General features: G+C 36.8%; 24 protein-coding genes. 18 read left to right on the top strand and 6 right to left on the bottom strand.

Annotated features, from left to right (window positions below; genetic code table 11):
• The first annotated feature begins 43 nt into the window (after positions 1–43).
• The 6 genes from KHA97_RS12705 to KHA97_RS12680 all read left to right on the top strand — a co-directional run bounded on the left by KHA97_RS12705 (position 44) and on the right by KHA97_RS12680 (position 8,434).
• Positions 44–1,120, top strand: coding sequence for a Gfo/Idh/MocA family protein (locus KHA97_RS12705; protein WP_213125095.1), 1,077 nt, complete (start codon positions 44–46; stop codon positions 1,118–1,120).
• A gap of 259 nt (positions 1,121–1,379) precedes the next feature.
• A complete protein-coding gene (locus KHA97_RS12700) occupies positions 1,380–2,702 on the top strand; it encodes an ABC transporter substrate-binding protein (protein ID WP_213125094.1) in 1,323 nt (440 codons plus the stop codon).
• Positions 2,703–3,018: 316 nt separating this feature from the next.
• Positions 3,019–3,987: a carbohydrate ABC transporter permease gene (locus KHA97_RS12695; protein ID WP_233713467.1), complete on the top strand. Its 969-nt coding sequence runs from the start codon at positions 3,019–3,021 to the stop codon at positions 3,985–3,987.
• A gap of 18 nt (positions 3,988–4,005) precedes the next feature.
• Positions 4,006–4,839 carry a carbohydrate ABC transporter permease gene (locus KHA97_RS12690; protein WP_213125093.1) on the top strand — a complete coding sequence of 278 codons (834 nt, stop codon included), beginning with the start codon at positions 4,006–4,008 and terminating at the stop codon, positions 4,837–4,839.
• A gap of 174 nt (positions 4,840–5,013) precedes the next feature.
• A complete protein-coding gene (locus KHA97_RS12685; RefSeq protein ID WP_213125092.1) occupies positions 5,014–6,819 on the top strand; it encodes a sensor histidine kinase in 1,806 nt (601 codons plus the stop codon).
• Positions 6,812–8,434 (top strand): response regulator transcription factor, encoded by a 1,623-nt coding sequence (locus tag KHA97_RS12680; protein WP_213125091.1) that lies wholly within the window; start codon positions 6,812–6,814, stop codon positions 8,432–8,434. Before KHA97_RS12685 ends, KHA97_RS12680 begins: the two co-directional genes overlap by 8 nt.
• A 99-nt stretch (positions 8,435–8,533) precedes the next feature.
• On the opposite strand, the gene KHA97_RS24030 is transcribed toward KHA97_RS12680, so the two are convergent.
• A complete protein-coding gene (locus KHA97_RS24030; protein WP_233713466.1) occupies positions 8,534–8,641 on the bottom strand; it encodes a general stress protein in 108 nt (35 codons plus the stop codon).
• Between the two features lie 319 nt (positions 8,642–8,960).
• Here KHA97_RS24030 and KHA97_RS12670 point away from each other — a divergent pair, with 319 nt between their 5' ends.
• Complete coding sequence (locus tag KHA97_RS12670; protein WP_213125090.1) at positions 8,961–9,638, top strand: uracil-DNA glycosylase; 678 nt, start codon at positions 8,961–8,963, stop codon at positions 9,636–9,638.
• Here KHA97_RS12670 and speE read toward each other — a convergent pair.
• On the bottom strand, positions 9,628–10,476 hold the full coding sequence (speE, locus tag KHA97_RS12665) for a polyamine aminopropyltransferase (protein WP_213125089.1): 849 nt from the start codon (positions 10,474–10,476) through the stop codon (positions 9,628–9,630). The genes KHA97_RS12670 and speE overlap by 11 nt on opposite strands.
• Positions 10,477–10,619: 143 nt before the next feature.
• On the opposite strand from speE, the gene KHA97_RS12660 reads away from it, so the two are divergent.
• The 3 genes from KHA97_RS12660 to KHA97_RS12650 all read left to right on the top strand — a co-directional run bounded on the left by KHA97_RS12660 (position 10,620) and on the right by KHA97_RS12650 (position 12,251).
• Positions 10,620–10,883, top strand: a complete 264-nt coding sequence (locus KHA97_RS12660; RefSeq protein WP_213125088.1) for a YwdI family protein — start codon at positions 10,620–10,622, stop codon at positions 10,881–10,883.
• Positions 10,884–10,903: 20 nt separating this feature from the next.
• A complete protein-coding gene (locus KHA97_RS12655) occupies positions 10,904–11,275 on the top strand; it encodes a DUF423 domain-containing protein (protein ID WP_213125087.1) in 372 nt (123 codons plus the stop codon).
• Positions 11,276–11,390: 115 nt separating this feature from the next.
• Entirely contained in the window at positions 11,391–12,251 is an 861-nt protein-coding gene (locus KHA97_RS12650; RefSeq protein WP_213125086.1) for a sugar phosphate isomerase/epimerase family protein, read from the top strand.
• Positions 12,252–12,468: 217 nt separating this feature from the next.
• Here KHA97_RS12650 and gerQ read toward each other — a convergent pair whose 3' ends face one another.
• Both gerQ and hemQ read right to left on the bottom strand, forming a co-directional pair.
• Complete coding sequence (gene gerQ / locus KHA97_RS12645) at positions 12,469–12,855, bottom strand: spore coat protein GerQ (RefSeq protein ID WP_407658036.1); 387 nt, start codon at positions 12,853–12,855, stop codon at positions 12,469–12,471.
• Positions 12,856–13,204: 349 nt separating this feature from the next.
• Complete coding sequence (hemQ, locus tag KHA97_RS12640; protein ID WP_213125085.1) at positions 13,205–13,957, bottom strand: hydrogen peroxide-dependent heme synthase; 753 nt, start codon at positions 13,955–13,957, stop codon at positions 13,205–13,207.
• 230 nt (positions 13,958–14,187) lie between these two features.
• Here hemQ and pta point away from each other — a divergent pair, with 230 nt between their 5' ends.
• Both pta and KHA97_RS12630 read left to right on the top strand, forming a co-directional pair.
• Positions 14,188–15,180 (top strand): phosphate acetyltransferase, encoded by a 993-nt coding sequence (pta, locus tag KHA97_RS12635; RefSeq protein WP_213125084.1) that lies wholly within the window; start codon positions 14,188–14,190, stop codon positions 15,178–15,180.
• 29 nt (positions 15,181–15,209) lie between these two features.
• Positions 15,210–16,046 carry a lipoate--protein ligase family protein gene (locus KHA97_RS12630; RefSeq protein ID WP_213125083.1) on the top strand — a complete coding sequence of 279 codons (837 nt, stop codon included), beginning with the start codon at positions 15,210–15,212 and terminating at the stop codon, positions 16,044–16,046.
• Positions 16,047–16,226: 180 nt separating this feature from the next.
• On the opposite strand, the gene KHA97_RS12625 is transcribed toward KHA97_RS12630, so the two are convergent.
• The gene (locus KHA97_RS12625) at positions 16,227–16,964 is read right to left on the bottom strand and encodes an RsfA family transcriptional regulator (RefSeq protein WP_213125082.1); all 738 of its coding nucleotides are present in this window, start codon (positions 16,962–16,964) and stop codon (positions 16,227–16,229) included.
• 167 nt (positions 16,965–17,131) lie between these two features.
• On the opposite strand from KHA97_RS12625, the gene KHA97_RS12620 reads away from it, so the two are divergent.
• Both KHA97_RS12620 and KHA97_RS12615 read left to right on the top strand, forming a co-directional pair.
• Positions 17,132–18,436, top strand: coding sequence for an HD domain-containing protein (locus KHA97_RS12620; RefSeq protein ID WP_213125081.1), 1,305 nt, complete (start codon positions 17,132–17,134; stop codon positions 18,434–18,436).
• Between the two features lie 39 nt (positions 18,437–18,475).
• The gene (locus KHA97_RS12615) at positions 18,476–18,985 is read left to right on the top strand and encodes a YwgA family protein (protein WP_213125080.1); all 510 of its coding nucleotides are present in this window, start codon (positions 18,476–18,478) and stop codon (positions 18,983–18,985) included.
• A gap of 93 nt (positions 18,986–19,078) precedes the next feature.
• On the opposite strand, the gene KHA97_RS12610 is transcribed toward KHA97_RS12615, so the two are convergent.
• Positions 19,079–19,330 carry a 2-hydroxymuconate tautomerase gene (locus KHA97_RS12610; RefSeq protein WP_267912427.1) on the bottom strand — a complete coding sequence of 84 codons (252 nt, stop codon included), beginning with the start codon at positions 19,328–19,330 and terminating at the stop codon, positions 19,079–19,081.
• Positions 19,331–19,384: 54 nt separating this feature from the next.
• Here KHA97_RS12610 and KHA97_RS12605 point away from each other — a divergent pair, with 54 nt between their 5' ends.
• The 4 genes from KHA97_RS12605 (at position 19,385) to KHA97_RS12590 (ending at position 22,569) form a co-directional block, all read left to right on the top strand.
• Entirely contained in the window at positions 19,385–20,038 is a 654-nt protein-coding gene (locus KHA97_RS12605) for a site-2 protease family protein (RefSeq protein WP_213125079.1), read from the top strand.
• Between the two features lie 29 nt (positions 20,039–20,067).
• Positions 20,068–20,589, top strand: a complete 522-nt coding sequence (locus KHA97_RS12600) for a YwhD family protein (protein ID WP_213125078.1) — start codon at positions 20,068–20,070, stop codon at positions 20,587–20,589.
• 203 nt (positions 20,590–20,792) lie between these two features.
• A complete protein-coding gene (locus KHA97_RS12595; RefSeq protein ID WP_213125077.1) occupies positions 20,793–21,479 on the top strand; it encodes a response regulator transcription factor in 687 nt (228 codons plus the stop codon).
• Positions 21,472–22,569, top strand: coding sequence for a sensor histidine kinase (locus KHA97_RS12590; protein WP_213125076.1), 1,098 nt, complete (start codon positions 21,472–21,474; stop codon positions 22,567–22,569). The genes KHA97_RS12595 and KHA97_RS12590 overlap by 8 nt, the downstream gene beginning before the upstream one ends.
• Positions 22,570–22,633 lie beyond the last annotated feature (64 nt).

Raw genomic sequence — 22,633 nt, 5'->3', positions numbered from 1 at the left:
AAAGTTGTCAGAAAATAAATTACATGTGAGAGTGATTTAAACCATGAGTAATCGAGATGGAATGAATTACGCGCCAAAAGGAAAACCTAATCCAGTTGTAAAAGAAGGAGAATTTATTTTTGCAGCGATTGCTTTAGATCATGGACATATTTACGGCCAATGCAATGGATTGATTGAAGCAGGCGCAACATTGAAATGGGTATATGATCCTGATCAAGCTAAGGTAGAACAATTTTTAAAAACTTATCCACAAGCTAAACAGGCGAACAATATCGATGAGATTTTAGAAGATAAGGAAGTAAAACTTGTGGCAGCAGCGGCTGTACCATCTGAGAGAAGTCCTTTAGGTAATCGTGTCATGCGAGCGGGGAAAGACTATTTTACGGACAAAACTCCATTTACAACATTGGAGCAATTGAAAGAAACAAAAAGAGTTGTTCAGGAAACTGGAAAAAAATATATGGTTTATTACAGTGAGCGTCTTCATGTAGAAAGTGCCGTATTTGCTGGTCAACTAATTGAAAAAGGTGCCATAGGAAGAGTCATCCAAGTGACAGGCTTCGGTCCTCATCGGTTAAATGCGCCTAGTCGACCAGATTGGTTTTTCAAGAAAGAAAAGTACGGCGGTATTTTATGCGATATAGGGAGCCATCAGATCGAGCAGTTTCTGTTCTATTCGGGCGCTAAAGATGCGAAAGTATTACATAGTAAAGTCGCAAACTACGATAATCCGGAATATCCAGAACTTGAAGATTATGGAGATGCCACATTAGTAGGGGACAACGGGGCCACTCAATATTTCCGTGTCGATTGGTTTACACCTGATGGATTGAGCACATGGGGAGATGGGCGGACGTTTATCGTCGGTACAAAAGGAACAATTGAAATTAGAAAGTACGTTGATTTGACACGGGAAAATGGTGGCAATCATCTTTATCTCGTTAATCAAGAAGGGGAAAAATACTTTGATCTTAAAGGCAAAGTTGGATATCCATTCTTCGGGGAGTTGATCAAAGATTGCATCCATCGTACAGAAAACGCAATGACACAAGCGCATGCATTTAAAGCGGCGGAATTGTGTTTGGTGGCTCAGGAAAAAGCAATTAACGTTACGGAGTAGAATTTATTTTTTTTTAGGAGAGGCTGTTCACATTGACAGTTTTGAATAACTGTTTTTGGATAGCTTCTTTTTTATTTTTCTGTATCGAAATCTACCAATTCTAATAGAGAAGAGAACGAATTTTCAATAAAGGTAAAAATTTTTCTATTTGAGTAAAAATTGTGCATTACTCTGAAAAATAATTACAGCTATACTCAGATAAAGAATGTAAACGCATTCATTTACGACTTCTAAACAGAAAAAAAGGAGGAAAATATCGATGAAAAAATTCGGATTACTTTGTTTTATTGGGCTGATGATATTGGTGTTGGCAGCTTGTTCTGGTGGGGGAAGTAAAGAGGCCGAATCCGCTGGAAAAAAATCCGGGAAAAGCAAAGATGAAATCACTTTAAAATTTGTTCACTGGATTAATGAAGAAAATGGCAAGTGGGAAAAGGTCATTAAAAAATATGAAGAAGAACATCCAGGTATAAAAATTGAATCGATGCCCTTAGTAGAAAACATGACACACGCCGATTATGTCAAGCAGCTAGATTTAATGGCATCTGCAGGAGAGCAAATCGATATACTAATGTTTAGTAATATAAATGATTTAGTCAAACGTGTTGATGCTGGGTTGGTAGCCCCTATCGATCAGTTTCTTAATGATGAAGGAATCGACATTGATGAAGTCTATAATAATAGCTATCCGGCCATTGAAGGAAAATATTATGGATTACCGATGAAAAATGTTACGAACTTGGTCATGATGAATAAAAATCATTTAGATGAAGCGGGATTAGACATCCCAAAAGAATGGACATGGGAAGATTATGCGGAATATGCAAAAAAATTAACGACAGATGATCATTATGGTTCTTATTTGCACATATGGCATAATTTTCAATCCTCTTTAAAATTAATTAGCAAAGCGGATAATACGATTATTTTAAAAGAGGACGGTTCCTCCAATGCGGACGATCCAATGTTAAAGGCTTCTCTTGAACTGCGGAATCAATTAGAGAATATTGATAAGAGTTCAGTCCCTCTCAGTGAAATATTGTCACAGAATATGAATTATCGCCAACAATTTTTTAGTCAGTCTGTAAGTATGATACCCATTTCTAGTTTTATGATCACTGAATGGGGACAATTTACGCCTGATTTCGAGATTGCATGGGCACCTTGGCCACAAAATGAGCCAGGTGACAACTATGCGAATATGGGTGGGGATATAATTAGCATCGCAGAAAATTCAGAGTACAAACAAGAAGCATATGATTTTATTCGCTGGATGACAACAGAAGGTATAGTGGCGCAAGAGGTTTGGACACCATCATGGAAGAATGCCGATTTAGACAGTGTTCTTGAAACTTTGGTTAAAAATACTGCTAACCCAGAAGCTGTTGATCTTCCATCTTTATCGCATGCTTTAACATCTGTCCAGCCAAGTAAATCATTTGCGCCAGCAACATATATTACGGAAGTTCTAACTGAATTTGATGCACAAGTAGAACTTTATCTATTAGGTGAACAGGATATCGATACAACCATGAAAAATATCATAGATAAAACAGAGTCCATTGTGAAAGCCAACAAATAACTAAGAAAAGCGGAAGCGCCTTGCTCATCGACGTACAGGCCCACAGGATGTGGGTCCGTCTACGAAGACATAAGGACGTGGCGATTTTAGTCGACGTTCTTCTTCCGGTCTTTGACTTACGCAAAAGAAAAGGACAAGAAGTTTGCTAGTCGATAGGCGTTGGAGCTACAACGAGAGGCTTATTTTAGAAATTAATACTTTTAAACACTTATACTATTAATTTTCTAAGGGAAGTGTATGGATTAAATTCTATACACTTCTTCTCCTAAACAAACTAGAACGGCCAAAGGCTACTTACAAAAAAGAAGGTGAAAAAATGGCAAGCGAAATGAAAAGTCATATGACAGAAACTACCATCATGAAACATAAAGTGAAAAAAAAGGTTAAAAAACGAAATGGAGACCCCTTTAGTGGATGGAAAGAAAATGTATCTGGATATTTGTTTATTGCACCAATGTTTATAGGGACGTCCGTATTGGTTTTATTTCCAATCATTTCTTCACTTATTTTAAGTTTTACAGACTGGAATTTTGTTTCAGGGTATAAAAAAGCAAGTTGGATTGGTTTTGACAATTTTACTGCTTTATTAACCAACAGTATATTTTTAAAAGCATTACAGAATAATTTAATTTTAGTGTTGGCAATTCCCATTACACTGTTTATTTCGTTGTCATTAGCTGTTGTGATTAATAATTTCATATATTTTAAAGACGTATTTAAAGTCATTTTTTTTATGCCGTTTATCTCTAGTGTTGTTGCAGTAGCGGTGGTGTTTCAGGTTTTATTCCATCCAACAAAGGGGCCGATTAATCAAATATTAATGAAGTTAGGGGTGGAAAATCCGCCAGGGTGGATTGCGGATGTAACCTTTTCCCTACCATCGGTTATGATCATTATGATTTGGACAGGTATCGGCTTTAATTTAATTATTTATTTGGCTGGCTTGCAAAATATTCCACAGGAACTGTATGAGGCGGCAGAAATTGATGGAGCATCAGCATGGTATCAATTTACTAAAATAACGATTCCTTTAGTGTCGCCAACAACATTTTTATTACTAGTAACGGGAGTAATTTCTAGCTTTAAAGTGTTTGATTTAATTATTGTTTTAACAGGGGGTGGGCCTGCAAATTCAACAATAACCCCAGTTGTATATTTATATCAACAAGCATTTCTTGAGTTGAAAACAGGCTACGCATCAGCCATTGCATTAGTAATGTTTATTATTATTCTAGCAATCACTTACATTCAATTTTTAGGGCAGAAAAAATGGGTGAATTATTAAGAGGGAGGGAGAAGTACAATGACAGCAAGTTTAGATGTGAGAAAAATAATCATTACAGCCATCATGACAATTCTTGGGGTTGCGTTTTTGCTTCCTTTCCTATGGATGATATCCTCCTCCTTAAAAATCGAGAAAGAAGTATTAACTTTCCCAATCCAATGGATTCCGCACACATGGAATGCTATTGAAAATTATACAATCGTTTGGACTGGCTCGATGCCATTTCTCTTATTATATTGGAACTCGATTAAAGTAACCGTATTAACAACTTTAACCTCAGTCACGGTCTCTTGCCTTGCAGCCTACGGATTTGCAAAAATAAATTTTAAAGGTCGCGACTTGTTATTTTTCATCATATTGGCAACCTTTATGATTCCACCACAAACATTATTAGTTACTCAATTTTTATTGTATCGGTGGATTGGTTTATACGATACTCATTTAGGCTTAATTTTATTAAATAGCTTTAGTGTATTCGGTACGTTCATGCTACGCCAATTTTATTTAGGAATTAATAATGAAATTATCGAATCTGCAAGGATGGACGGAGCGGGACATTTTCGGATATTTGCATCTATTGCCTTACCACTTGTTCGGCCAGCAATAGCAACCTATGCGATTTTACGATTTATTTGGACTTGGAATGATTTTCAAAACCCATTAATTTTCTTAAGAACAAAAGCATTATATACAATTCAACTAGGAGTCAATAGTTTTGCTGATGAACATGGAAGTGTTTATTCTTTAATGATGGCAGCATCTGTATCAGCGATCGTTCCGCTATTAATCATTTTCATCATCGGCCAAAAGAATGTCATTGAAGGTATCCAGTTGGGGGGAGTGAAGGGGTAACAATAAACCGTTTGAATCTGTTATGTTGGCGGGCTGGCACATTACATTGCCATTAAACCCGCCTGCTTGCCTTGAAAATAGACTTTCCCAACTGCTATCTATGCTTCCCCTCTAATTTTTGAATTTTGTTATAATTAAGGTATTCTACCTGCCTTTTTGAAAGGGGATACATTTTTGCGGAAACTATTACATATGCTTCATAGTTTATCCCTACGTAGTCGCCTCATCATAGCCGTCATTATTTGTATATTATTACCTTGGATGGGTACCTATGTTGTATCCAATTACATCACGAAAGATCTTTTGGAAAAACGTGCGGTTGAAGAATCTCGGAATTCACTGCGAATGATTGAACTTAGTGTGAACAATATTTTGGACGATATTATGTATACTTCCAATTATATTCAGTTTAATACGGAGTTTAATCGGTTGTTAAAATCATATCAAGCGCTAAATCTTCACTCTTTCGAGAATAAAAACAAATTAGCTCTCCATCATACAGAAGTGACTAAGGCACTGGCCGGGATAACAGATTTACTATCTCCTACTTATATCACGATTCTTTTTGAGAATAACTTATTTTATACCAATTACTCAACCCTTGAATACGATCCTCGTGAATTTTACGAAGAACCATGGTTTGATCAATTAAAGGATTTAAACTTCTATAAATCTTTTTGGCTTGGAGCACATAAAAACTATATTGCTAAAGATAGTAATTTAACGCCATATTTAATCACGATTGGAAGAAAGATAGAAAGCTCTGGTGAATTAAAAGCTTATGTCATTATAAGTTTAGACGAAAGTCGAATTAGTCATTTATTTGAAGCTTTTCAATCTGAGATTCCTACTCATTTTTTCCTTACTGATGAAAATGGAGTTATTTTCTCAAGTGAGGATAAATCAAAAATTGGAGAAAAACTACCCTTTCAAGTAAAACAGAATCAATATAATGTTATTGATTTTAATAATGAACAACATTTATTAGTCACATATCCATTATCTTATGCAAATTGGCGCTTAGTCAGTTTAGTGCCTTATCACGACACCATTGGCGCAATTAACAATGTCAGTAGAACAACTATATTAATTCAAGGTGTTTTTTTATTAATCTTTCTTTTAGGTCTGATTGTGTTAGTGAGAGAAATTACAAAACCAGTTTTGAAACTAAATAAAGTGACAAAATCAGTAGAGGAAGGGGATTTAAGAGCGCGTGCCAATATATTTGGAAATAACGATTTGGCGCATTTAGGTCAATCATTTGACCATATGCTGGATACAGTAGAAACGATGATTGAACAAGTTCGAATTCAAGAAGAACAAAAGCGGAATGCCGAACTTGAGATGTTACAAGCGCAAATTAATCCACACTTTCTATTCAATACACTAAATGCCATTCGCCTAAAAATTAAACTGTCTGGAGATCAAGATAGTGCAGCCCTTATTTATTCTTTATCTGCGTTGCTGCGGATGACAATCAATCGAAACAACGCGTTTATCACTTTGGAAGATGAGCTGATGGTCGTCAAACATTATGTTGATTTAATGAATTTTAGACACAAGTATAATGCTGAACTAGATATCTTTATTGATGAGGAAGTAAAAAAATTAAAGGTACCGAGGTTTTTCTTGCAGCCAGTTATTGAAAATTCTATTATCCATGGGTACAAACAAAAAAATGGCATTATAAAAATAGCGGCAGAACAATCACAAGAATTGTTAACGCTTACTGTAGCTGATGATGGTGTTGGCATACCGCAAAAGAGGTTGCTAGAGTTACGAAAACGAATATATGAAAATCAAGCTTCGACTAGTAATAAATATAAAGCTTCCTTTACAGGGATTGGTGTGCAAAATGTGTATCAACGATTAAAACTCATCTATGGGGACGCTTTTCATCTGAATGTGAAGAGTGAACAACATATCGGAACATCCTTTACTTTCGAGATTCCAATAAGGAAGGAGAATGAACTTGTATAATGTCGTACTAGTAGATGATGATGTGATGGTGACGGAATTTTTACATGCGGCAATCCCTTGGAATGATTACAATTTTCAAGTGGTAGATAGCTTCCAAGATGGGACTGAAGCGCTGGAATTTTTAGAGGAAAATACTGTTGACCTGCTCATTACTGATATAGGGATGCCCTTTATGAATGGAATAGATCTGTTGGAAAATGTATCAAAAAGAAAGATAGATTCAATCAATGTCATTATCTCTTGTCATGATGAATTCCATTTAGCTCAGAAGGCTTTAAAGCTAGGAACCTACGATTATATTTTAAAAGAATCTATGGAAGAGGACATGATTATCAAGTTAATTAAAAGAATCAAAACAAAGCTGGACAATGAAAAAACCACTAAGCATCAACAAATCAAGGCGAAACAGTTATTGCAAGAGAATAATATGGCACTAAAATCCAAATTTATGGAAGAATTACTATTGGATAACTTGGGCCCGACTGCTGAATGGTGGGAAAAACAAGAAGAATTGCTGGATATGAATTTTTCAGGTGAGAGATATACTGCTGTATTATGCTTTATCGATCAATATCATAAAGCAATCAAAAAATATGAAAAAGAAACGTTGCTATATTTCAGCATTCAGAATATTTTAGAAGAAATTATTCTCCCCATGCCATTCCATGTAGAAGAATTTTATTTAAAAGGGAAATTCTTTTTATTATTTTCATCAAAAAAATTAGGTCAAACTGAAACGGAAAATTTGATTGAAAAAATACTGTTCGAATTTTATAACAAGCTCGAAACTTATTTAAAAATCACGCTTACTACATTAATTGGTGAAGGAAACCAGTTGCATGAGGGGTTAGTTAAGTCTATCCAAACATTATACAACCATATGGAGCAACGTTTTTATTATGAACATCACTCTTTTCAAAAGTTTGAATTGGTTTCATACACAGAGCAATCGATCTTTCATGGATATAATGAAACTCAAGATTATTTGAGGCAGTTAATTTTAAAAAAGGATCAAGAAGAAGCCAAAAAATATATCGGTGAAAAAATAAAAAAAATCAAACAGCACCAATATCACCCTTCCGTTGTAAAAGATTGGGCTACAAAATTAGTGCTAGATTTAAGACTATCCTTCAAGTCGTTAGGCCGACTTGAACATCAGGAAGATGTATCATCGACAAATAAATTAATACAACCAGTTGAAACATTTAAAGAATTAGAAATGGTCATGAATGAGATCGTCCTTAAAATGATTGAATATGCAGACATCATCGAATCCTCCCCTAAAAATGAAGAAGTATTTAAAGCACAGCGATTCGTACACGAACACATAAATAAAAAAATTTCCTTAACAGAAGTAGCTAACCATTTACACCTAAACGCCAGCTATTTTAGCAGAGTGTTCAAAAAAGAAACAGGCGAAAACTTCATCGAATTTGTAACCCGAATTAAAATGGAAAAGGCAAAAGAAATGTTAAACAATACAACAAAACCTGTAGAACAAATTGCCTACGATTTAGGTTTTGATAATAAAAGTTATTTTTTCAGGACTTTTAAGAAACAGTTTGGGGTAACACCGTGTGATTATAAGTATAGTGGGTCTGTTTTAATTAATTGACGCTTAATAAGTGGTAAGAACTATGTTCATTTTAAATGTTAAATACTTCCCATTTTATGCCTTATGAAAACATGAAAGCTGTTATACTTAGTCAAGACCCTAATCATGGTCATCGAGTACTTTTTTATATTGTTCCGCTTCTGCTTCGCTTAAGCCAACTGATTCGAATTTAGGGCGAAGCTCTTCCCCTTCTTTTTCTGAATACATTGGTTACCGCACCAAAAACTCCTAATTCTCCCATTCCTGCTGTTCCGGTACGTGAAACGTCCGTCAAATCCCTTCGCACTTTCTTCATCATGGACAAATAAATAAATATCATCGTGATTAAAGCCTTGGGCAGTATATTCATTGATTGTTTTTTGCCTCTAGACCATTCTCGTAAACTCTGACGGTATTCATATATTACATCTCCTTTTCTAGTAAATGAATGGACAGTATTTATATAACTGGATACATTTTAAATGAAACATGAATTACGAAAAAGTGGGTAAAGAAAAAGAGGAAACCACTGAAAGGAAGATACATCATGGGCATTGTCTTTAAAAATGATTGGGCTCCGCTATTAGAATCGGAGTTTCAAAAACCCTATTTTAAAAAACTACGTGAATTTTTAATGGAGGAGTATTTAAAACTAACTGTATATCCAGATCAGAACGATATCTTTAATGCTCTTCATTACACACCCTATGAACATGTGAAAGCTGTTATTCTTGGTCAAGATCCTTATCACGGGCCAGGTCAAGCGCACGGGCTTAGTTTTTCGGTTAAACCTGAAGTTCGAATTCCTCCGTCTTTGCGGAATATATTTAAAGAATTAAAAAATGATATGGGGTGCGATGTTCCAAATAACGGTTATTTAGTAAAGTGGGCAGAACAAGGTGTCCTCATGCTAAATACAATTTTGACTGTTAGAGCGGGGCAGGCATTTTCACATCGCGGAAAAGGATGGGAGACGTTTACCGATAAAGTCATATCCTTGCTCAATGAAAGAGAGAAGCCAGTCGTTTTTATTCTTTGGGGGCGTCCTGCGCAAGAGAAAATTGCGCTTATTAATACGAAAAAACATAAAATTATCCAATCCCCACATCCAAGTCCGTTTGCTGCAAGGAAGGGCTTCTTTGGCAGCTGTCCTTTTTCAAAAACGAATGAAATTTTGCAGGGATTAGGTGAAACGCCAATTGATTGGCAAATTCCTAATATATAATTTTCTTGGCAAGAAATTGTGGTAGCTTAAAACTGCTGACCATCATATCCTTATTGAAATATTTTGTATTTACGTCAACTAGCGACTCGCAGCTTATGTTAATTGGAGATTTTGAACCAATTGTAAAACTCCAAAAACCACCTGGATACGTAGGGACAACTGCATAATAAACATCTGCATGTGCAAATAACTCTTGAAAGTTATTGAATGTATTTCTAGTAATATTTGCTTGGAACAAGGGTGATTGGCTTTGACAAACTAAAATGCCATCATCCTTTAACTTCCTTTTAAGATGTTGATAAAATTCGAATTCAAATAATTGTTCAGCTGGACCTTCGGGGTCAGAAGAATCTACGATAATGACATCGTATGTTTGTTCAGTTTTTTTAACGAACTCAATTCCATCAGTAAAAATAAATGATACACGAGGGTCGGAAAGATTTCCTGAGACTTCTTGCAAATGCTTTCTACATGCATTGACGACAAGCTCATCAATTTCGACCATATGAATGTCTTTGACGGATACGTGCTTCGTTACTTCTTTCGCGGCACCGCAATCTCCTCCGCCAATAATCAATACTTTTTCAGGATTTTTATGTATAAAGAGAGGGACGTGGGTGATCATTTCATTATAAATATGACCATCTAGAGCAGTCGTTTGAACAACACCGTCCAAAACTAACATCCGCCCAAAATCATAGGAATCCGCAATCATGACATGCTGAAAGGTCGATTTTTCTGAAAAGATGATTTCTTTTAGACGATAGCTAACCGTTAAATTTCCTCGATCCTGCTCGATTAGCCAATAATCTGAATCTATTTTCTGAAGCCATTCCATGAATGATCACGCCTTTCCATATGTAATTTAATTTTTGATTTTTATCATAAAAATGCCTATGCTGTTATTGTAGCAAATGAAAAATGCTAAATCGAAAAAGTGAATGGCGTATCATTTGGAAATGGATGACTGGAGTGGGCGAAATGAATATTTCATATAAAACATTGCTTGAAAAAATGGAAATTGAAATAAAGAAAGCTCGTGAAGCGAATGGAGAGCAGGAGCTAAAAGGGCATTTATATGCAGTAAAAGCCCTCGCTGAATTAGCGTTAGAAGGAGAAGACAGCCGTGGCTATTCACCCCAAAAAAGCATTCCTCCAGAAAAAGTTCAAACTATTTCTATCCCTCGACAAGAACGAGTTAAAATGGATGACGGAGCGAATGGAGACTCTCTGTTTGATTTCTAAATACTATGAGGTGATTCATAATGAAAATTTTTATTATTATCGGAGCTATTAACGCTTTTTTAGCCGTAGCCTTAGGAGCTTTTGGTGCTCATGGATTGGAAGGGAAACTAGAACCAAAATATTTGGAAGTTTGGAAAACAGGGGTTACATACCAAATGTTCCATGCTCTTGGCTTAATAGCCATTGGAATAATCGGCAGAAATATACCCGTTTCCTCACTTTTATCTTGGTCCGGCTGGACGATGCTTATTGGAATTATCCTTTTTTCAGGAAGCTTATACATATTGAGTACGTCAGGAATAAAGATTTTAGGAGCGATTACACCGTTTGGCGGTATTGCTTTTCTTATATCATGGGTCCTTCTCATTGTTTTTGCGGTAAAGCATCTTTAATAATTAAAAATGAAGCACCATGCTCATAGAAAGAGCAGGGTGCTTTATTTATGAAGGGAATTCGCTCCCTTTTATAGAAATGATAAGTAAGACACTATAAAGCAGGTGATCCATTGTGGAAATTGGCATGTATACTATTGAAATACAGCGACCTACAACAAGGGAGTTGTTTACAGCGATTAAAGATGCAGGATTCTCACAAGTTCAATTCGATTTTTCTTCAGTTTGTGATGAACAGATGCCTTTGAGGTTTGAGCCGGGTCTATTACAAGAGATTCAAAGACAAGCTGAGCGGAATCGAGTAGAAATCGTCGCAGTGAATGGAACGTTCAATATGATTCATCCATCTGTACTGGAGAGAGAAGATGGATACAAACGATTCGCTTCTGTAGCCGAAGCCAGTCGGGAGTTAAATTGTGAATTTGTTACACTTTGTACTGGTAGCAGGAATACGAAAAGCATGTGGGCATGGCATGAAGATAACCTAAATCCTGAAGCGTGGGAGGATCTCTTAGCTTCCACTGATAAAGTATTAGAGCAAGCGGAGTGTTACAATTTAATTCTAGGGATCGAATGTGAGCCGAATAACTGTATCAATTCTCCCGTGTTGGCCCGTAAGCTATTGGATACGTTTAAGACACCACGTTTAAAAATCATAATGGATGTCGCAAATCTGTTTCAAAAAGGACAAGCGTATAAAGAAAATGTGAGACCTATTATGGATGAAGCATTTGATTTGCTTGGAAATGACATTTATCTTGCTCACGGAAAAGATATTAAGGAGGGTGAAGATCTAAATCCTACTTATGCCGGGAACGGGATTGTGGATTTCGAATATTTTTTAGAGAAGTTGGACGAAGTGAAATATACGGGTGGGATGCTTCTGCATGGAATTCCTAATGAACACTTTTTTTCCGACAGTGTGACTTTTATAAATGATATAATTTCAAAACATAAAAAGCGCCTTGATATTTAGAAATATTAAGGCGTTTTCGCATATATTTGTCCCGTTCCAGGGCCCATCGACTAGCAAACTTCTTGTTATCTTCCCTGCGATAAGTCAACATCGATTCGTTCTGTTGCACTCATCGTGTTTCCTTTATCTCAGTCAGAGACCGAAAAAGGAACGTCTACTAAAACGCCACGTCCTTTGGGCCTGTACGTCGTTAAACAGGCGCTTTCGCATTTCTCTATTATCTCGGAGGTGCAGATGCAAGAGGTCCGGCACCAAACGGATACTGATATTCAATCGGCTCGTCAAATGTTACATAATCGATATAAACCATTGGAATTAAGTATCTCTTTCCGGTTTGAGGATCACTTAAAATAAGGTGGTCTCTACCTGCAGCTTCAATGATTCCATTAAAAATTTTTGCATTCCATTCGGGATTATGTTCAAAAGTACTGTGAACATGAACAAGCTTGCCTTTGTTGAGACGAAGAATATTCTCAATGTAGGATTCCTCTATAGGCAGCATGCCCGGTACATTGACTCCGCCTTTTGCAGGAATGCCAGTTGGAACTTGCATCGGTTGCTGATAAAACCCTGCTGGAAATTGTGCTTGTTGCGGAAATGGCATTTGCTGCCTTTGATTTTGAGGTGGATAATATCCGGCCATATTTTGATATGGATTTGACAAATTACTCCCTCCTTAAAAATCCGGGTGCCTTTTCCTTATTGGCAACCTTGTAGCAGAAATATATGTAGGGTAGGAATAATGATAAAAGCACCAATTTTATTCACTCTTTCATAACTATGCAATTAAGAGGGCTAGTATGCAGTACTTCATTCTTGAAAATTTGTAGATAAAGAGAAGGTTCTACGGAGATTTATTGATCCTGTAACGGAAATCCACACATCTATGTTTAAGAATACGAAATAAAAAAACAGTCTTCTTTCCCTAATCAGAAAAGAAGACTGTGATGCTCTTATTTTACATATAAAAATTTCTCTAAATCATCATCTTCCAAGATATTTCCTACGAAGAAGGCGCCGAATTCCCCGTAACGGGCACTTACTTCGTCAAATCTCATTTCATATACAATCTTTTTAAACTGCAAAGCCTCATCTGAGAATAATGTAACGCCCCATTCATAGTCGTCAAATCCGACAGACCCACAAATCAACTGCTTAATGATTCCGGCATATTTTCGGCCAATCATTCCATGACTGTGCATTAACTCTTTTCTTTCTTCCATCGTAAGCATGTACCAGTTGTCATTTCCTTCACGACGCTTGTCCATTGGGTAAAAGCAAACATGCTTCGTTTTCGGTAAAATCGGATATAAACGTCCACGAACATAAGGATTTTGATATGGATCCTCATTTGATTCTTTTGCTAGATAATTGCTCAATTCCACAACGGAAACATAGGAATATGTAGGAATGGTATATTCAGCAATCGTTAATTTATTGAATTCATTTTCAAGTTCATTCAATTCTTCCAATGTCGGACGCAAAATCATTAGCATGAAATCAGCTTTTTGACCAACAATGGTATAGAGAGCATGACTGCCTTCTTTTCGATCTTGAACAGCATTAAGTTTATCTAGATATTGAGAAAATTCATGAATGGCCGCTTGGCGTTCATCGCTTGAAAGTCGTTTCCATGAAGCCCAATCCATCGTTCTAAAATCATGCAGTGTATACCAACCATCTAGTGTTTGTGCTGGTTCACTCATTTGGATCAACTCCTATTCTATTCGTTTGTGATTCATTCTAGCCTTCTAGCTACTAGAATAAACTATATCATAATTTACAGACAGCTTCTCTTATTAGGGCTCTATGTAAAAATATTGTCAGAAATACACACCATTTTATTATCTTTCTAGCGAGAATGGGTATATGCTTAGTGAGAGGATTATGATTGAAAGTCATATAGGATATACTACTTTATCAGGAGGAAAATTCCATGGCTGACTTGAATAATGACTTATTTGAAATTTTAAAGGAGAAGGCACGAGGATGGGATCGGAAAATTGTTTTTCCAGAAGCTTTGGACCCAAGAGTGCTTGCTGCTGCAGGTAGACTTGCTGCAGAAGAAGTATTGACTCCAGTTTTTATTGGAAACATGGAGAGGATTCAGGAAAAAGCAGATGAAATAAATGTTTCACTTGATCGTATGGAAATATATGATCCAGCTAAATATGTTGCAATTGATGAAATGGTAGCATCTTTTGTAGAAAGGCGAAAAGGAAAGGCGACCGAATCGGAAGCACAAAATTTACTACTTAGTGAAAATTACTTTGGAACAATGCTGGTGTATATGAATAAAGCACATGGATTAGTTAGTGGAGCTGTACATTCCACTGCAGATACAGTTCGCCCAGCCTTACAAATCATCAAAATGAAGCCTGGGCTAGGTAAAACTTCTGGTGTGTTTATTATGGTAAAAGGTGATGAGCGGTATGTGTTTGCTGATTGTGCCATCAATATTGCCCCAGATGCCCAAGATTTAGCAGAAATAGCAGTCGAAAGTGCAAAAACAGCGACTATGTTTGATATAGAGCCGCGTGTTGCGATGCTTAGCTTTTCTACAAAAGGATCCGCGGTGTCCGAAGAAACGAAGAAGGTCGAAACAGCATTGCAATTGGCACGAGATCTGAACCCTGAATTAATCATTGATGGAGAATTTCAATTCGATGCTGCAATTGTTCCATCTGTTGCGAAGAAAAAGGCACCGAATTCTCCGATTCAAGGTGATGCCAATGTCTTTATTTTTCCAAGTTTGGAAGCAGGAAATATCGGATATAAAATCGCTCAACGGCTTGGAGGATTTGAAGCAATAGGACCAATATTGCAAGGGCTAAATTCACCTGTAAATGACCTTTCGCGCGGATGTAGTGAAGATGATGTGTACAATCTAGCACTCGTTACTGCGGTTCAATCTCTTGAAAAAAATTAATCGTGCGAGTTTGAAGGAGTATTACGTACATGTCAGGAAGCAACCAGCTTTTACAGCAAAAAGAATGGAGAATTATCGACCAATCAAGTGTGAACCCTCAATTTCACGCGATGCAATCTTTCGCGATTGACGACACCCTTTGCATGTCAGTTGGAAGTGGATATTCTCCACCGACAGCGCGAGCGTGGGTTCACACTAACACTCTAGTATTAGGAATACAAGATACGAAACTTCCTGCTTTGCAAAAAGGTCTTGATTTTCTAGCTTTGAAAAATTATGAGGGCATTGTTCGTAATTCAGGCGGACTTGCTGTCGTTCTTGACGAAGGGGTCCTGAACCTTACTCTCATTTTCCCGGATACAGAAAAGGGAATTGATATCAATCGTGGCTATGATTCTATGTATGATCTCATTCGCCTTATGTTCAACGACTTTTCCCAAACAATTGAAGCTTATGAAATCGTTGGCTCTTATTGTCCGGGAAGTTATGATTTAAGCATTGATGGGAAAAAATTTGCGGGCATTTCCCAGCGTCGCATCCGCAAAGGGGTTGCCGTTCAAATTTATCTTTGTGTAACCGGAAGTGGACAGGAACGTGCTAAATTAGTCCGTGATTTTTATACATATGCAAAATTCAATGAACCATCAAAATACCATTTTCCAGATGTGCGTCCTGAAGTGATGGCATCTTTGTCGGAGTTATTAAAGGTGGATTTATCCATTCAAGATGTAATGCTTCGATTTCTTCAAGCGTTGCAAGGGTTAGCTGGAAAATTGTATTCTAGTTCATTACAAGGTCAAGAACTTGAATGGTTTCAATCATACTACGAGCGGATGATTGAGAGGAATAGCAAAATAAAGCCGTGAGTCCATACTCACGGCTTTATTTTTATTGTCTAGCTCCAGCGCCTATCGACTAGTGGATTTCTCCTTCCCTTCCTACGATAAGTCAACATCGATTCGTCCTATCGGACTCATCGTGTTTCCTTTATCTCGTCAGGGAATACGAAATCCATACGATGGGTCAGGCGCTTCTGCTTTTCTGTGTTACTCAGCTAATTTCTCTAAATTCCCGTTTCTATCCATTTTAAAGGTTGTAGCAGGACTTTCTTCATCAAATAAAACGAGCTTGCGAGCACGGTTTAAGATTTTCATCAGTGTTTCGTAGTCTTCTTGCATTGTTTCGGAATTATCCTCTAGCTTAGATACTTGCTTTTTCAATGAATCATTTTCTTTGCGTAATTCGGTAAGTTCCCTTTTTAATCTCTGATTCTCGCTTCTTAAAATATCTAAATGAATCTCGGAACTTTGAAACGTCTGTAGATATGAAATTACTTTTTCCATGTTCAATTCACCAGATTGTACCATTGTAGGTACTGGCAATAAATTAGTTAATGGAGCAAGTTCGGAAATCGTATTTTCTTCTCCCATTTCATCATTGAACATTTCTACTGAATCTACTTGTCCTAATGAGCTTTCTAGTTGGCTCTCATTAAGGAGAGTGATCGGCGGTTGGTAAAGTAGTTTCTTCTTGCCGCCTTGTTCTTTTCCAAGCATTCTTTGACGTTGTTTTCGTTGTTTTTTAGCTAAATCAAGCGCTTTTTCATATTGATGACGTACAACAGCGTTCCATCTAAAACCACATGCGGCTGATGTTCGATTCAGTTTATCACCGACTTCTTCAAACGCATTTAGCTGCGTACTGCCTTCACGTACATGTCTGAGCACTGTTTCAGCCAAAAGCAAATCATTTTCTTCCGTCCACGCATCTTGACGTGTTTTCATTCATTTCAACTCCCATTAATTATCTTTTAATTCCGGTAATAATAGGATGGACAACAAAGCCAATTTATATACCAAAATGTCAATAAATTAATAGAAACTTATGCGCTTTATAAAAAAATCCAAAACCGATATAATATAAACATGATAGATAGGAAGAGGGTTTGTAGATGCAGCATTCCAATGTAAAATTAAGCGAGGAAAAAGTTTTCAAAGACCCTGTTCATCGTTATGCCCATGTCCGAGATAAAATCATTTGGGATTTAATCGGGACGAAGGAATTTCAACGACTTCGGAGAATCAAACAGCTTGGAACTACATATTTGACGTTTCATGGTGCAGAGCATAGCCGTTTTAATCATTCGCTCGGTGTTTACGAAATCGTTAGGCGAATTGTGGATGATGTTTTTAAGGGGAGACCTGAATGGAATGAAAATGAAAGACTTCTCTCTCTTTGTGCTGCTCTTTTACACGATCTAGGACACGGTCCGTTTTCGCATTCATTTGAAAAAGTGTACCATACAGACCACGAGTTTTTTACAAGACAAATCATTCTTGGAGATACTGAGGTGAATGCAGTTCTTCAGCGTGTCGGCCCTGACTTTCCACAAAAGGTGGCGGATGTCGTTGGCAAGACGTACGAAGATAAACTTGTTGTCAGTTTAATATCGAGTCAAATTGACGCAGACCGAATGGATTACCTACAGCGTGATGCGTATTTTACGGGTGTCAGCTACGGTCATTTTGACATGGAGCGTATTTTACGCGTAATGAGGCCTCTTGAAGATCAAGTCGTCTTTAAGTTCACGGGGATGCATGCGGTAGAAGATTATATTATGAGCCGCTATCAAATGTATTGGCAAGTTTATTTTCATCCAGTAACGAGGAGCGCGGAAGTCATCCTGACAAAAATTTTGCAGCGCGCCAAAGCTTTATACGAAAACTCGTATACTTTTAAGTATGAGCCTACACATTTTATTTCCCTGTTTGAGGAAAAAGTGACATTAGAAGATTATTTAAAATTAGATGAAGCTGTTATTTTATATTATTTTCAAATGTGGGAGGACGAAGAGGACTATATTCTCAGCGATTTATGCAATCGATTTATGAATCGCAATCTACTGAAATATGTAGAGTTCGATCCCGCAAAAGAATATAAATTATTGGGTACATTGGATGAGCTGTTTCGGAAAGCTGAGATTGATCCTGACTATTATTTAGCGGTCGATTCTTCTTCGGATTTGCCTTATGATTTTTACCGCCCTGGCGAAGAGGAAGAACGTCTGCCGATTCATTTGTTAATGCCGAATGGTGAATTACGTGAATTATCTAGGGAATCCACGATTGTACAAGCGATTTCTGGAAAAAGACGGACAGATCATAAATTGTATTACCCGGAGGATTTCCTCTTAGACCAATCGAAACATGGAAAAACCAAACAGCAAATATTATCCATCCTAAAGAAACATGGATGAATCATTACCGAAAAATGAAGCAGGAGTTGAACGTTTGTCATGCTGAATGACCATCTACGATTAATGAATATATTTGCTGTGTCTGGAGAAATAATCGGTCGTAAAAAGCTCCAAAAGATCGTGTATATTGCGAAGAAATTAAATTTTCCTTTTCAAGAAAAGTTTGAATTTCATTTTTACGGACCATATTCTGAGGAATTGACATTACGTGTCGAGGAATTATGTAATTTCGGCTTTATAGATGAAGTGAAGGAAGAGAAGAACGGATATGTTCATTATAAGTATAGGGTGACGGAAGCGGGGCAGGAATTTTTAGAGGCATATGAAATCGATCTGCCAAATTTGAAGGAATGCTTGTGCAAAATGAATGAGAAAAATGCTCGCTTTCTTGAACTCGTGTCAACGGTTTTATACTTTGACTCATTGGCAAAACCTGAAGTGGAAGAAAAAATTCACGTATTAAAAAGTGAACAATCGTATTCTATGGAAGAAATTGAAGAAGCATATGCATATATTGAGGATTTGAAAAAAATGACTGTTGCGGGATAAGGTTTTAGATGGGGCATCGGCGTAATATGAGTGTGCCGATGCCCTTAAGTTTCTATTGTCCAGCGCTATAACTAGCAAGGCGCTTACGCTTTACTATTCGTCGCTTAATCTTTTTCCGCCAACAGCATAATGGCTTTTGCTCATTTCTTCAATGAAAACAACAACTTTGTCTGTTGAGGCTCCGGTTGTTTCAACTACAGCAGCCGTTACTTTTTCCACTAATGCTTTTTTCTGTTCTTCCGTTCGTCCTTCTAGCATTTTTACAGTTACGTAAGGCATGTTAAAATTCCTCCTAGTCAATATGTACTCAAGGAAAAGTGTATGCTTTTTTAATAAACGAATCAATAATATTAATTTGTTATAATGTTTTTAATAGAGTCTCAAAAAGGAGTTGAATATGTGGAGCGTTTTCTTAGATTCCCTTTGGAACAAATTCCGTTAATTGCAGCCGTATTATTGATAGCTTTTACAGTGCATGAATTTGCACATGCATATACAGCATATAAATTAGGTGACTCAACCGCGAAAAACCAAGGAAGATTGACGTTGAATCCTATTCACCATTTGGATCCGATTGGTACATTGCTCATTTTTATCGCTGGTTTTGGTTGGGCACGCCCTGTTCCGGTGAATAGATATCATTTTAAAAATCCACGTCTTGGTGGAATTTTAGTGTCTTTAATGGGACCAGTCAGTAATTTTTTGCTTGCTTTCATTGGAATGGGAGTTTTATATATACTAATTGTAACCGGAGTGGCCGGGTCTTTGCCTCCGTTAGTAATGAAGTTCTTTGATTTATTTGTATATTTTAATGTGTTGTTATTTGTTTTTAACTTACTGCCGCTTCCACCATTAGATGGATACAGGATTTTAGAAGACCTTTTACCGCCATCGGTAAGAGCTAAAATGACTCAGTATGAGCAATTTGGTTCATTAATATTTATCGTTCTAGTCATAACTCCGTTAGGGGCATATACGATTTATCCGATTATTCGTACGGTAGTGCCCTTTTTTATTGAAAGTCTTCAGAATGTGTTTGCGATGTTTCTATAAGGAAAAGCTAAGTGTAAGGAGGTATTTTTGTGGAACAAGGGAAGAAAAAACTAGAATTTAATATTATTAAAAATGACCCAACAGATGGCCATAAAGGTTTCGGAATCGGTACACTCAGTTTAGAAAATGTGACGCCGATTATGATAGATGTAGAAGAAGGTGAAGTGTGGATTGAACTGCAGGCGATGCATGCCAGGAGCAAAACAGAACGAGGAGTACGATACTTAAAAACGCTTGATGAGCTTTTGACTAGTTATCCGAAGGAAGATACAAAGAAATATTGGATCATTTGGGTTGCAGTCGATCGTAAGCAAGAAGGACCTTATTATGCAGGGGTCACTGCGTGTGAATTATATATTAATCGTCCTGCACGCAGAGGCTTTAAATCGATGCCGGAGCATGTAAATCACATGGATAAGGCGATGAAAGGACAAATTATTGTTCATAATATGGATGAAGAATCAAGGAAAAAACTTGGAATCTTTTTAAAGGAACATGATCCAGAAATATGGGAGCGTTCGAGTGAAAAACTGAAGGAAGAACTTTCGTGAGTAGATTTAAATTATGAACAATCTATGACAATTTCTAATTATTATAGTGCGCGCTTGCCGATTGTAAGGAAAAAAAGTAAACTTACATATAGTTTGCACTATATTGCGAACTAGGACAAATAGGTCTGGCTATGTAGCTGGACACGAAACCTGAGGCCGCACACCTCAGGTTTTTTTCGATTTATATCGTAGGTGGTGGAATAATGATAACAATACTCATAGCAGATGATGAAAAAGAGATTGCTGATTTAGTAGGGTTTCATTTGGAGAAAGAAGGTTATCAGATCATCAAAGTTCACGATGGAATGGAAGCGCTTCAGGCTATTCAAACCCGAAACATCGATTTAGCGATATTAGATATTATGATGCCAAAGATGGATGGTTATGAAGTCATTCGCCAAGTTCGTGAGCAACATGCTCTACCCGTTATTTTTTTAAGCGCTAAAACTTCAGATTTAGACAAAATTACAGGCCTAGTTATGGGTGCTGACGACTATATGTCCAAGCCGTTCAACCCGATGGAATTGGTCGCAAGAGTCAATGCTCAGCTTCGCCGCTCGAAGCTTTTACAGCAAGCAAACGGGAAAAGTCATGAACTGGAAGTTGCAGGACTAGTCATAAATGCTGATGAACGTACCGTAAAGCTATATGGAGAAACAATAGAGTTAACACCAAAAGAGTTTGATATTTTATATTTGTTAGCAAGTTATCCGAAAAAGGTTTATAGTGTAGAGAACATTTTCGAACACGTGTGGGGCGAAGATTATTATGAAGGCAGCAATACGGTCATGGTACATATTCGGGGCTTGAGAAAAAAATTAAAAGAAGATCAGCATAAAAATAAGTTTATTAAAACCGTTTGGGGAGTAGGGTATTCATTCAATGGGTAAAATGTTGCGCAGCTTTCGAACTCAGATGATCATCCGTTTATGCATTAGCATGTTATTGGCTGGTGCTATTACATTCGGTTTCTATAAACTTCTCCAATTTTATTATCAAACATCTAACGTGCAAATGGGGGATCCATTAGCAGATCTTCGAAGAACAATAGCTAGGATCGGAGATATTAATGTTTTCTTAATTATTTTTATTCCACTTGCGATTTTATTTTTCTTTTTACTTACAAAGTCTTATGGGTCACATTTTGAAAAAATTTCAACCGGTATTCATCAGCTTGCAAATGGAGACTTTCAAAGCCGTGTTCATATTTCAACGAATGATGAATTTCGATTAATTGCAGAAGATATAAATAAAGCTGCACAGGAATTAAAGGAATCTTTACAAAGAGAAAATCTTGCAGTTAGCAGTAAAGAACAGCTTATTGTTAACTTAGCCCATGATTTAAGGACTCCGCTTACGTCCGTTTTAGGGTATTTAGAATTGCTCATGAAGGATCAACATATATCAGAAGATCAAATGAAGCACTTTCTAACGATTGCGCATACTAAATCATTGCGTTTGGAAAAACTGATCGATGAATTATTTGAAATCTCTCGCCTGAATTATGGGATGCTTAAAATGGAAAAGGATTCTATTAATATCGGGGAACTGCTCATACAACTAAATGAAGAATTTTATCCGAGCTTAGAAAAATACAATTTAATTGCTAGAGTGGAAATGGCCCAGAACCTTCATATTTTTGGAGACGGCGAAATGCTGGCAAGGGTTTTCGAAAATTTAATTTCAAACGCAATCCGATACGGTTCAGAAGGAAAATATTTTGATATAAAAGGTTATCTTGATCAAAATGACGTTGTTGTAGACGTTGTAAACTACGGAAGCTACATTCCTGAAGAAGAATTGACCCATATTTTTGATGTGTTTTATACTGGCGACCGTTCACGATCATTACATCGTAACAGCACAGGCCTAGGATTATTCATTGCTAAAAATATTATCGAACAGCATGAAGGAACAATTACAGCATACAGCGATCCAATTCAAACAAAATTTGAAGTTCGGCTTCCTTTAAAATCTTAATAAAAACTTTATCTTTTCTTCCTTTTTTCTTTATTAGTCTTTCCTATCATGAAGATGGAGGGAA

It is taken from the genome of Lederbergia citri (genome assembly GCF_018343625.1).
Taxonomy (GTDB): Bacteria; Bacillota; Bacilli; order Bacillales; family Bacillaceae_C; genus Lederbergia; species Lederbergia citri.
The sequence above is the reverse complement of the archived record's forward strand: the minus strand, read 5'-3'. Positions and strand labels throughout refer to the sequence as shown.